9 protein-coding genes, 1 tRNA gene and 1 pseudogene are annotated in these 12,018 nt (G+C 46.1%); 4 read left to right on the top strand and 7 right to left on the bottom strand.

Annotated features, from left to right (window positions below; translation table 11 throughout):
• The 7 genes from dnaE to putP all read right to left on the bottom strand — a co-directional run.
• A partial coding sequence (dnaE, locus tag Q0614_RS08370; RefSeq protein ID WP_298787971.1) for a DNA polymerase III subunit alpha occupies positions 1 to 1,768 on the bottom strand: 1,768 nt, incomplete at its 3' end.
• Between the two features lie 291 nt (positions 1,769 to 2,059).
• On the bottom strand, positions 2,060 to 2,740 hold the full coding sequence (locus Q0614_RS08365; RefSeq protein ID WP_298787969.1) for an amino acid racemase: 681 nt from the start codon (positions 2,738 to 2,740) through the stop codon (positions 2,060 to 2,062).
• Between the two features lie 28 nt (positions 2,741 to 2,768).
• Positions 2,769 to 4,079 carry a dicarboxylate/amino acid:cation symporter gene (locus tag Q0614_RS08360; protein WP_297901296.1) on the bottom strand — a complete coding sequence of 437 codons (1,311 nt, stop codon included), beginning with the start codon at positions 4,077 to 4,079 and terminating at the stop codon, positions 2,769 to 2,771.
• Between the two features lie 249 nt (positions 4,080 to 4,328).
• A tRNA-Ile gene (locus Q0614_RS08355) sits at positions 4,329 to 4,405 on the bottom strand.
• Positions 4,406 to 4,660: 255 nt separating this feature from the next.
• Entirely contained in the window at positions 4,661 to 5,317 is a 657-nt protein-coding gene (locus Q0614_RS08350) for a YccF domain-containing protein (RefSeq protein ID WP_298787968.1), read from the bottom strand.
• A gap of 738 nt (positions 5,318 to 6,055) precedes the next feature.
• Positions 6,056 to 7,681 carry a DUF2130 domain-containing protein gene (locus Q0614_RS08345; protein WP_298787967.1) on the bottom strand — a complete coding sequence of 542 codons (1,626 nt, stop codon included), beginning with the start codon at positions 7,679 to 7,681 and terminating at the stop codon, positions 6,056 to 6,058.
• On the bottom strand, positions 7,674 to 9,182 hold the full coding sequence (gene putP, locus Q0614_RS08340; RefSeq protein ID WP_298787965.1) for a sodium/proline symporter PutP: 1,509 nt from the start codon (positions 9,180 to 9,182) through the stop codon (positions 7,674 to 7,676). The genes Q0614_RS08345 and putP overlap by 8 nt, the downstream gene beginning before the upstream one ends.
• Before the next feature lie 169 nt (positions 9,183 to 9,351).
• Here putP and Q0614_RS08335 point away from each other — a divergent pair, with 169 nt between their 5' ends.
• The 4 genes and pseudogenes from Q0614_RS08335 to Q0614_RS08320 all read left to right on the top strand — a co-directional run.
• Positions 9,352 to 10,014 (top strand): amino acid ABC transporter permease, encoded by a 663-nt coding sequence (locus Q0614_RS08335; RefSeq protein ID WP_297995910.1) that lies wholly within the window; start codon positions 9,352 to 9,354, stop codon positions 10,012 to 10,014.
• Positions 10,007 to 10,735, top strand: a complete 729-nt coding sequence (locus Q0614_RS08330; RefSeq protein WP_297916355.1) for an amino acid ABC transporter ATP-binding protein — start codon at positions 10,007 to 10,009, stop codon at positions 10,733 to 10,735. The genes Q0614_RS08335 and Q0614_RS08330 overlap by 8 nt, the downstream gene beginning before the upstream one ends.
• Before the next feature lie 11 nt (positions 10,736 to 10,746).
• Positions 10,747 to 11,487, top strand: a complete 741-nt coding sequence (locus Q0614_RS08325; RefSeq protein WP_298787964.1) for a basic amino acid ABC transporter substrate-binding protein — start codon at positions 10,747 to 10,749, stop codon at positions 11,485 to 11,487.
• Positions 11,488 to 11,546: 59 nt separating this feature from the next.
• Positions 11,547 to 12,018 (top strand): annotated as a pseudogene (locus Q0614_RS08320) (hypothetical protein); the annotation flags it as partial.

The following is a 12,018-nucleotide window of genomic DNA, read 5'->3' as shown; positions in this document are numbered from 1 at the left end:
TTAGACCCAGGAAGTCAAATTTTATCAGATCGACGTCCTCGAGATAGTTTTTGGTATATTGCGTTACTAGGCGCGCATCCTCACCCTTATCCTGCTTAAATAGCGGCGCTTTATTCCACAGCGGCTCGTTTGAGATCACCACTCCCGCGGCATGCATTCCTGCGTTTCGATTTAGCCCTTCAAGGCCCAGCGCAAACTCCCAAACCTGCTGCGCGATCGGATCTGCGTCGATAAATTCCTTCAGCTTCGGCTCGGCGTCGTAAGCCTGCTTAAGCGTAATGCCGAGTTTATCGGGAATCAGCTTTGCCATCTTATCGGCCTGTGAAAGCGGCATATCGCAGACGCGAGCCACGTCGCGGATGACGCCGCGCGCGAGCAGCTTACCGAAGGTCGCAACCTGCGCGACGTTAAATTTGCCGTACTGATCGATGACGTAGTCGATCACCTCGCCTCTGCGCGCCTGGCAAAAGTCCACGTCGATATCGGGCATAGAGATACGCGACGGATTTAAAAATCGCTCGAAAAGCAGATTATACGGGATCGGATCGAGATCAGTAATGCGAAGCGCATACGCACAGATGCTGCCCGCCGCAGAGCCGCGACCTGGGCCAACCGGGATGTCGTGATCCTTCGCCCAGTTGATGAAATCCTGCACGATGACCATATAGCCCGAAAAATGCATGTTTTTGATGATGGCAAGCTCCTTTTCCAGGCGCTCGCGATAAATTTCGTGTTTCTGTGGGTCGATAAATTTAAGGCGCTCTTTAAGCCCCTCGCGGCAGAGATGATCGAATAAAAAATCGTCGTTTGAAAAACTATAGCGCTCCGAGGGCTGCGGCAGCGAAAGCCCGAGCCTAGCGGCGTATTCGATCGTAAATTTAAAATTCGGCGGCGTCGGCGCGTAGTCCTTCTCGTCGAAGGCAAATTTGAGATTGCACTTTTGCACGATCTCGGCGGTATTTTCGATCACTTCAGGGATGTCCGCGAAAAGCCGCCTCATCTCCTCGTCGCTTTTTACGTAAAATTCCGAAACGACGTGTTTTAGGCGGTCGCCATCGTTGATCGTCTTGCCCATCGAGATGCACTGATAGACGTCGTGGGCCTTGGCACGGTCCTTGCGCGAGTAGTGAGCGTCGTTGGTAGCGATGATCTTGACGCCGATTTCGCGCGAGAGGCGGATGAGGTCTTTATCGACGTTTAACTGCTCGCCGATGCCATGGCGCATGATCTCGAGATAAAAATCCTCGCCGAAAATTTCCTTATACTCAAGCGCCGCTTTTTTCGCCGCTTCGTAGCCGCCCGCGCCGCGCTTTAAATTTCGCTCGCTTCTATTTAGATGAAATTCCACCTCGCCTGCTAGGCACGCCGAGGAGCAGATGAGACCTTCGCTGTGCTCTTTTAAAATTTTTTTGTTGATCCTCGGGTAGTAGTAGAAGCCGTCCAAAAACGCGCGCGAGCTAAGATACATCAAATTTTTGTAGCCAGTCTCGTTTTTGGCAAGGAGTATCAAGTGGTAGCGCTGGCGGTCGCTTTTATCGCCGATATCGTCGTGGTTGTGCAGATAGGTCTCGATGCCGATGATCGGCTTGATGCCGTGCTTTTTCATCGTCTGATAAAAGTCTATCGCGCCGAACATATTGCCGTGGTCGGTGATCGCGCACGCCTTGGTGCCGCGGCTCTGTAAAAGCTCGGCGAGCTCGCTTACTTTATTCGCGCCGTCTAGCAGCGAATACTCGGTATGAAGGTGCAGGTGGGTGTAGTCGCTCATTTTAATCCTTTTTTCTGTTGGAGCGATTATATTAAATTCGGGCTTTAGAAACGGTCAAATTTAGTGGAATTTTAGCTTAAATTTCAGCACGAAATTTTACGAGCAAATTTTGTTAGGGAATTTTATTTCGGAGGTTTTACATTCTGGATCTTGCGGATTAAATTTTGATAAAATTTTAAGCTTAAAATGCTGTGATGAAATTCCACTATCATAAAATTCCGCAAAATTCTACGACTTAGATCGTCGTAAAATTTTGCGGTTTAAAATTCGAGCTTGCAAAGCCTTGCGGCTCTACGATCTTGAGAATTTCACGATCGCTTTAGCAAGCTCTCTAGTAGGATCAACGAAAATTTTATCGCTTTTGATTAACGGCAAAAATAGCGGCAGCTCAGTGCAGGCAACGACATAAATATCAGCATCGATTTTGCCTAGCAAATTCTCAAAAGCCCCCACGTATTCAGCAGTCTTGCCCGCCTTAACGCCTTTGTAGATGCAATCCATCAAAACCGCTTGATTTTCTTCGCCAAGCTCCACGCTGATTAGCCCCGCTTCTTTGAGCGGATCGTCGTAAATTTTAGCTTTTTTTGTACCAATAGTGGCTAGCACAGCGATTTTATGGGCGTTTGGATAATTTTTGCGGATCGCTTTTACGGTGACCTCGGCGATATGAATTAGCGGGATTTCCGCCGCAGCTTCTACATCGTCTGCGAAAAAATGCGCCGTGTTGCACGCCATCGCAAACGCCTTGCAGCCTGCATTTTTGAGCCTAACAGCGCTCTCGCTTAGGCGCGGAAGCGGATTTTCGCCTTTACCTAAGATAAACGCCGTGCGATCTTCGATCTGCGGATAGCTATCGATTACAAGCGGAATATTTTCTTGATCGCTGCCCGCAGCAGTCTCTTCTATGATCTTCATATACAGATCCGCACTCGCCAAAGGTCCCATTCCGCCGATAATTCCAACTCTTTTCATAGCTCGTCCTTTCTAAATTTTAATTGGGTTAATTCTCCCACTTACTCATATCCATTTCGTTTTCGCTCTTTGCGACGTAGATCGACGCGACAACATCGCCCGTTACGTTCATCGAGGTTCGCCCCATATCCAAAATCGCATCAATGCCCAAAATCATTCCGTAAGCGATCGCTACGTTACCACTTACCTTGACGCCGATAGATTCGAGCACTAAAAGCAGCATCAGCGCACCAGCTCCCGGAACTCCGGCAGTTCCGATCGCCGCAAGCATCGAAGTGATGATGATCGTGAGGTAGTGGCTGCTGTTTAGATCGATACCGCAAGCATTAGCGATAAAGAGCGTGCACACGCCCAAATACACGGTCGTGCCGTTCATATTCACCGTAGCACCCACGGGCAAAACAAAGCCGTAGATCGCCTTTGGAATTCCCATATCTTCGGCGGTTTGCATCGTAATCGGAAGCGTGCCGTTGGAGCTGCGGGTAACAAAAGCCGTAAGCATCGGCGGACGCACTTTTTTAAGGAATTTAATCGGGCTAACTCCGATAAGCATACAAATAACGCAATAAACCGCAAATACTTGAATCGCAAGTCCCACGTATAGGGTAATCGTGACATTTAATAGCGAGCTGAAAGCCTCGATACCGCTTTTATTAAACACTACAAACATTAGCGCAAAAACGCCGATTGGTGCGTATTGCATCACCCAGTGCACGACCTTAAACATAATTTCGCTCATTCCATCGAAAAAATTATAAACCGTATCAGCGGAATTTTTAATACGAGCATCACTACTGTCGCGGCAAAACGCAAGCCCTACGCCAAGAAATAAGCAAAACGCGATGATCGGCAAAATTTCGCCCTTGGCTATGGAATCAAAAGGATTTGTAGGAATTATATTAAGCAAAATTTTACTCATACTAGGCGCGTTTGCTGCCTTTTCGACAGCCTTGGACGCATCGCTTAGATCAAGTCCGCTACCTGGAGAAAATACAAACGCACACGCTAGGCCGATGACGATCGCAAAAAGCGTAGTTATAGCGTAAAATATGATCGCCTTAACGCCTACTTTGCCCAGGTGCGCGGGCGAGATACTGCTAGTGCCCACGATCAGCGAACAGATGATGATCGGCACCATGATCATCTTTAAAAGCCGCACGAAAAGATCTCCCAAAGGTGTTAAAATCGCCACCCACGTGGTATCACCCACCGGCATATTTTTAGGTAGTAACATACCAATCGCAGAGCCCAACACTAAAGCGATAATGATGCGCCAAAGCAAGCTTGAGTTAAAATAAAAGGCTAAAATTCCGCCTTTTTTCGTTTGATTTTCTGACATGGACATCTCCCTGCACTAAGAATTTTAACGGAATTCTACTGCAACTTGCCATAAAATAAAATTTAATCGGTCGCCAAATGAAAGTTAAATTTGAAAATTCAATCGCGAGCTTGCCGCATTTTAAAGCGGGAATTATGCGGCAGACTTTGTCTTTTGAAGTTATGAAGCGGAATTTCAAAGGAAAAACGACGTATGAAATTTATAGAATTTTGCGGATTTTGATGTAGTGAAAAGCAAAAAATTTTGTGGTGGTGGGCTCACTAGGACTTGAACCTAGGACCATCCGGTTATGAGCCGGATGCTCTAACCAACTGAGCTATGAGCCCGCCAGCGGTAAAAAAGAAATGTGATTTTACAAAAATAATCTTAAAACGGCGTTAAAATTCTAACCGCGTAATTTTATGAAACTTAGGCCCGCTCAAATTGTGGCTAAATTTCACGCCAGAGCGCGCAACTTTATCTGATTCCCGATCAGATCACTTTCGTGCGCACAAGGCGGCGTAAATTTAAGACAAAATTTATATAAATTCCAGCTCTTAAATCCGCCGCGATAAATCTAATCCGCTCGCAAATCGCGTAAATTAATAGCTTTTTACTTGAATAGGCTCCGATAGCATTTTAGGGACTCCCGGTAATTCATACGCTCCCCGGCAGATATTATTTTCGGCATCGGGACCTTTTTCGATAGAGATAGTTTTCTTTTCGCCGTCCACGCTGATTAGGAAGCATTTATCTCCCTTTGTGCTTTTAAGATATGCGGAATTCGCTCCGTTGGGCTCTAGCGGAACATTCGTCATAACCGAAAAATCGGATGCGAATTTGCCTTGAGAGATATAGTAGGCGTCCAGATCGTATTTAACGGTAATTAAATTTGTCGCCAACTTAGAGATCTCCGCATCATCTCTAGTAGTCAGCCCCGGTTCCGCAATCGCTACTGCAGGCAAGGCAATCGCTACGATACAAACTGTAGCTATTATCGTCGCTACGGATACTTTTTGGGAAGTTACGTCATATTCGTAGTTTTGCAGCGACTCTGCGGCGACGGCAAGCGAGCTTTTATTTTTGCGCACCATATCGCTAGTAAAGGGTAAAAATAGAAATTTGCCGTATTCCATAAGACCCAATCCCGCGGGAACGATCCGACTAAAACGGTTAAAGATCGAACCTGATAAATAAGTTAAGATAGCCAAGATCCAACCGCCTAGAAAAAACCAAATAATGTTGCCTAGAATACGCATATTTTACCTCTCTATAAATTATGTAAATCAAGCAAGCCGCCTGCTACAGACGTTGCACAGCCCACCATTGCTTTTTTGCGGCGTATTTGATGCGACCCGCACGCTATGCCGCACAAAACGAGTCTTGTACGCGCAAAATTTTCCATGCGCAAAACAACTACGGAATGATAAGGGATGGGGTTTAACGATTGGCAACAAACGCTTTTCATCGATAAAATTTTAGTATGCAAATAACTGCGGCAAGAGTGTTTAAAAAATTTAAATTTGTTTTAGAAATATTAGAAATTCTAAAATTTCGACGCCGAAATTTAAAAAATTTCATAAATTTTATAAAATTTGCAGATCAAAATTTTAAAATTTTTACGGTACGGCGAAGCGAATTCTTAAAATTTTGCTATAGCTTTTAGTGTAAAATCTTCCTAATTGGGATACAAGATAGAAATTCCAAATCAAATTTTCGCAACATGAAGCGCTTCCTTAAATTATGAATTTAAAATTTTACATGTGAAATTTCCACTCTACACAGTGCGGCATATTTCTGCCGAGATAAAATTCGCAAGTAAAATTCCAACCTCGCAAACCCAAAAGCATACAACAATTATTTCTTGAAATTTTAGCACCGCTTGCCCGTGGACAAATATCGCGTTACTTTACAAAATTTCAGCCTCACGACGCAAGCTCGCCACGCCGCGAAATCACCTCGTACTCTCGCCATAGCCGCGATCTGTCCGCATGCCGCTATGGCGTCTCGTCGCCGTCTTGGTCTTGAAGCGCGCTCGCTTCGCTCTCCGCCGCAATCGCTTCGAGGCTTAAAATTTCATCGACGTCCTCCAGCTGCGCTACGCCGCTTCCTGCGATGCTTCTGATACTTGCGTGCATCGCGATCGCTCCGTCGCGCGCGCGGGCGATCTGTTTTTCGCGCTGTTTCCAGATGCGCTCCATCGCGTTGCGCTCCTTATTTAGGCTCTCTTGCATGCCGACGAATGCCGATACGATCGTCTTTATCTGGTTTGCAAACTCGGGCGAGGTCAGATAGTCGTAGAGCATCGCCGTTTTGCTATCTTGATTTTGACCCGATCTTTTGGCAAACGCAAGCGCCACGACATGTTCGCGCAAAACGGAGCAAAGCCCCTTAAATTCCTCAAACGAGCAGATCCAGATGCTAGCATCGCTCGGCGCTTGGTGCAGCCTAGGGCTGTGAGGCGGCATCTGCTCGGTGACGATAACGCCGATCTGCGCGCCCTCGCCTATCATATCGTCTTTGAGTTTGTCGATCCATTTAGGCTCGAAGCTTTTCGTGCGCTTGCTCTCGTATAAAATTTTACCGCAGCCCGCAAACTCCCTCGTATGCACCATCTGCACGCAGTCTGCGCCGCGCGCGCCCTTTTTTACCTCGTCTATCTCGTCCAAAGGAAAGTTTAGCCGCAGATACTCCTGCAGCGCGAGCTCCTGCACCTCGCCCTGAAGCTGCTGCGAGCCCACCTCTGAGCGGCGCTTGAGCTCGTTTATTTGGCCGATTAGGCTTTGGATCTGCTCATCTTTTTGGCGGAATTTCAGCTCGTTTTCCTGCGAAATTTGTTTCGAAAGCCGCTCGCGCTCTTGGTTTACGCGGTTGGTTAGCTCGATCTCGGATTTGGCTTTATTCTCGGCCTCAAGCTCGCTAAATTTACGCTTTTGCGCCTCCATTTCCGCCTCGATTAAATTTAGCTCCGAAATTCTTTGCGATTTTTCTTGCAGCTCCTTTTGTAAAATTTCAAATTTCGCCGCGGTTTCGCTCTCGATCTGCTGTTTCTCTTCCAATAATTTTTGAGAAGATTGTTCTATAATCATCTTGATCTGCTCATCTTTATTGCGAATCTTAAGCTGATTTTCTTCTAAAATTTCTTTTATTCTATTTGAAATTTCAAGCTCTGTTTTTGCTTTATACTCAGTCTCAAGCTCTAATTTCGCACGCTTTTCCTTATCTAACTCTGCCTTAATTAAATTTAACTCACTTACCTGTTTAGATTTTTTATCAAGTTCTTCGTTTAAAGCTTTTATCGTCGCTTGATTTTCTATCGCAGCCCACTCTTTGCTCTCTTTAATTAATTTTTCGCGCTCTGCGCTAATACCCAAATTTATACCCGCTTGTATTTTCTCATTAACGGCATTTTCGCGTGCTTTCAAGGCATTGTCCGCCTTAATATATGCTAAGCGCTTTTCGTTTAACTCGGTTTCAAATGCTTGCCGATCGACTAACTTTTGCTTCTCGAATTCTTCTTTTTTGCGCTTATAATCCATCTCTAAACGAGCACGTATTTCATGCTCCATAACATTGTCTATATCGATCAAAGAGCCGCAGTGCGGGCACTTTACGTTAGCCATCTTTACCCCTTAAATTTTGCTCCTTCATCTTTTCAAATTCCTGCGAAATTTGCGCGGCATTAGGCTCATCCGCCATCTTATCGAGCACGGAGTTGTAGCGATTTACGAGCAGTATCGCAAGCGCCGAAAAGCAAAAACCGGGCAGCAGCTCGTAAACGACCGCCGAAAGCCCCGATAAAATCCAGCAAATAACGGTGATACCGCCTACGAGTATACCCACCAAAGCCGAGAGCGCGCTCATCTTTTTAGAATACAGGCTAAAAAGCAGCACCGCGCCGAAGCTCGCGCCAAATCCCGCCCAAGCGTTACCCACGACGTTTAGCACCGTGTCGTTTGAGCCAAACGCCAAGATCGCGGCGACTGCGGCGATGATCACGACGGCGATACGGCTGCTTAGCGTCTGCGTACGCTCGCTCACCTCTTTTTTATAAAACGCGAAGATAAAATCCTTCGTAACCGCGCTCGCGCTTACCAAAAGCTGGCTTGAGATAGTGCTCATAATCGCCGCCAGCACAGCAGAGATTATCACGCCTAGGATGAACGGATGAAAGAAAATTTTACCGAGCTCTAGGAAAATTTTTTCGGGATCGTCTATGCTAAGGCCTTTTTGCGAGAAATACACAAAGCCGATCAGGCCGCTAAGCATCGCGCCCGCAAGACCTAGCACCATCCACGAAATTCCGATGCGGCGCGCGCTATCAAGCTCACGCGAGCTTCTAATCGCCATAAAGCGCACGATGATATGCGGCTGACCGAAGTATCCGAGCCCCCAAGCAAGCAGGCCTAAAACGCCCAAGAAGCTTTGATTGTAAAATAGATCGAGATGGCTCGCGCCGTAGAGCCGCACCTGCGCCAAAAAGGAGCTATCCGCAGGGATCTGCAGCGCGCGATAAGAAAACAGAGGGATTAAAATAAGCACCGCAAACATCAGTGCGCCCTGAAATGCGTCGGTGATCGCAACAGCCTTAAATCCGCCGAAAAAGGTATAAAACACGACGATTAAGATTGTAGCGACCGCGCCGTAGGTGAAATTTAGCCCGAAAAAGCTCTCAAAGGTCTTGCCGCCGGCGATGATGCCGCTGCTAACATAGAGCGTAAAAAATATGATAATCAAAAGCCCCGAGATGATGCGAAGCGTCTTGGTATGGTCTTTGAAGCGGTTTTCTAAAAAATCCGGGATCGTGACGCTGTCGCTTGCTACCTCGGTGTAAATTCTAAGCCTTTTGGCAAGAAATTTATAGTTGCACCACGCGCCCACGCAAAGTCCTAGAGCTATCCAGATATTGCAAATCCCCGTCGCAAACATCGCGCCCGGCACCCCCAAAAGCATCCAGCCGCTCATATCGCTAGCGCCCGCGCTAAGCGCCGTTACGAATGGCCCTAGGCGGCGATTGTCGAGCAGATACTCGCTCAAGCTCGCATTCTTGTCATAATAATACCTACCTATAAAAATAAGCGCGCCGAAATATATCGCGATTGCGCAATAGGTCCAAAAGCTCATCGTTGCCTCCTTTTAAAAAAGCTAATTTTACTCTATTTCAAATAAAATTTTACTTTCGGAATTTAGCCAGATTTTAACGAAATTTTAGTATTCTTGCCGTTTAAATTTTAAGAAAAAGGCGCCTTGGTTGAACGAGAAAATTTTAAAGGTCGTATTTGTTTTGACTGTAATCGCCGTGGGGCTTTATTTCACCTATCCCGAACTGAGCGAAGCGCAAAAAATTTCATACGCCAAAAGCTACGGCATCACTCTTATTTTGACCTCCGGCGGCATCGTGATCGGTATCGCATTAGGATTTATGCTGGCATTTTTAAAATTTCTAAACAATAAATTTTTAAGCTTCATTATCGACGAATACGTGGATATCATCCGCGGAACTCCGATCGTTATCCAGCTGATGGTGTTTGTGTTTATTATCTTTGCTACGTGGAGCAATAATATCGCAGCTGCGATCTTTGCGCTGGGGCTTAATAGCTCAGCCTACGTCGCGGAGATCGTGCGCGGCGGCATAAATAGCGTCGATCGCGGCCAGATGGAAGCAGCGCGTGCGATGGGGCTAGGCTACGGCACGGCAATGAAAGAGATCGTCTTTCCGCAGGCGATAAAAAACATCCTGCCTGCGCTTGCGAATGAGTTTATTAGCCTATTTAAAGAGACCTCGGTCGTGGGCCTCGTAGCAATTACTGATCTTACGTTTTTTTCAAAAAGCATGCAGGCTGCGCTTTATACCGTCCAGCCGATACTTTTTGCCGCAGTGCTTTACTATGCAAGCGTGAAATTTTTCTCGTTTTTAGTAAAAATGCTAGAAAGTAGGTTAAACCGCAATGATTGAAATATCAAATTTAACCAAATCCTACGGCAATTTATCGGTATTAAAAGGAATTTCAAAGACCATAAATAAAGGCGATATCGTAGCTATCATCGGTCCTAGCGGCGGCGGTAAATCAACCTTTTTGCGCTGCTTAAATCTGCTTGAAATTCCAAGCGGCGGCACTATTAAAATAGACGGCGAAGATATTACCGATAAGCACACCGATATTAATAAAATTCGCCGCAAAGTTAGTATGGTGTTTCAGCATTTCAACCTCTTTGCAAATAAAAACGTGCTGGAAAATTTAACTCTAGCGCCCATAAAAGCGGGCATTTATACCAAAGAACAAGCCTACGCAAAAGCAGAGGAGCTGCTGCAAAAGGTCGGTCTTAGTGATAAGGCCTATACTTATCCGCACAAGCTTAGTGGTGGGCAAAAGCAACGCATCGCAATCGCTAGAAGTTTGGCGGTAAATCCGGACGTGATTTTATTCGACGAGCCTACCTCGGCACTAGATCCCGAGATGATCGGCGAGGTGTTAGGTATAATGAAAGAGGTCGCTAAAGAGGGCATTACGATGCTTGTGGTAACGCACGAGATGGGCTTTGCACGCAATGTCGCAAATAGGATTTTTTTTATGGAGGGCGGCAAGATCGCTGTGGACGATACGCCTAAAAACGTATTTGAAAATCCGCAAAATCCGAGATTGAAAGAATTTTTAAATAAAATTTTAAACCACTAAAGGAGAGGGAAATGAAAAAATTTATGAGATTTCTAGTTGCAGGCGCTTTGCTTTGCGGTTCGCTAGTTGCTAAAGACATCACCAAAGATACGCTCATCGTAGGCACGAATGCCGAGTATCCGCCGTTTGAGTTCGTGGATGAAAACTCCAAAGTCACCGGCTTTGATATGGATCTGGTAGCCGAGCTTGCCAAGCGCGCGGGCGTGAAATACGAAATTTTAAATATGAGCTTTGACGGGCTAATCCCTGCGATTAAAAGCGGTAAGATCGATATGATTGCCTCGGGAATGAGCGCGACACCGGCTCGTAAAAAGGCTATCGATTTCACGGCTCCTTACTATAAAGTCGAGAATTTATACATCAAGCGCAAGGACGATAACTCGTTAAATTCCAAGGCGGATCTACAGGGCAAGCGCCTTGCCGCGCAGCTAGGCACCATCCAAGAGCTTGCGATCAGAGATATCAAAGGCGCCGAGGTTAGCGCTACGGAAAATGTTTTTGTAGCCGTCATGTCGCTGAAAAACAAAAAGATCGATGCGCTTTGCGTGGATTCATCCGTAGGCTACGAATATCTTAAGAAAAACGACGATCTAACCGCATTTTTTAAAGAATCCGATGGCAGTGAGGGCTTTTCGATCGCATTTGATAAGGGCAAGTATCCCGAGCTGCTAGCTAAGTTTAACGCAGCGCTTGAGGAGATGAAAAAGGACGGCAGCTACGAAAAGCTTTTGGAAAAGTATAATTTAAAATAATCCGCAAAATTTAGGCGCAAATTCCTCTCATAGAATTTGCGCCGCCTAAGAGGAATCCTATGAAAAAGATATTTTTGACACTTGCGATTTTGCTCTGCACGCAGAGCTTTGCGGAGCAAAAAGACAGATACGGCATCGCTGCGTTTGCAGGTCTTGGCAATGACGGCAGAAGCTTAGTTTTTACCTTCAGAAAGGCTCAAAAAGATCGTTTCTTCCCCTGCGACTTAAAAAATTTAAATATAATCGCCGCGGGTGCTTCTAGGTGCATAACGGATGCTAAGGAGCTGAAGAAATTCGACAAAGAATATAAAAAAGCTCTCGAGTCTGTGATAAAACCCGGCAAGCGCTACTACGTAAATTTAATCGATCGCGGCAATGACGCCTATGTCTGCGACGCAAGCGATCCTAAAAGCAATCTGCGATTGGACCTAGTGGCGGCGGGATTTGCCGTGCCGACAACCGACGATAGCGAACTTCTTTTAAAAGCCGCCGAGGAAGCCAAAGAGGCTAAACGCGGAATGTATAGCGCAA

It is taken from the genome of uncultured Campylobacter sp., from assembly GCF_937997595.1.
GTDB lineage: Bacteria > Campylobacterota > Campylobacteria > Campylobacterales > Campylobacteraceae > Campylobacter_B.
The sequence above is the reverse complement of the archived record's forward strand: the minus strand, read 5'-3'. Positions and strand labels throughout refer to the sequence as shown.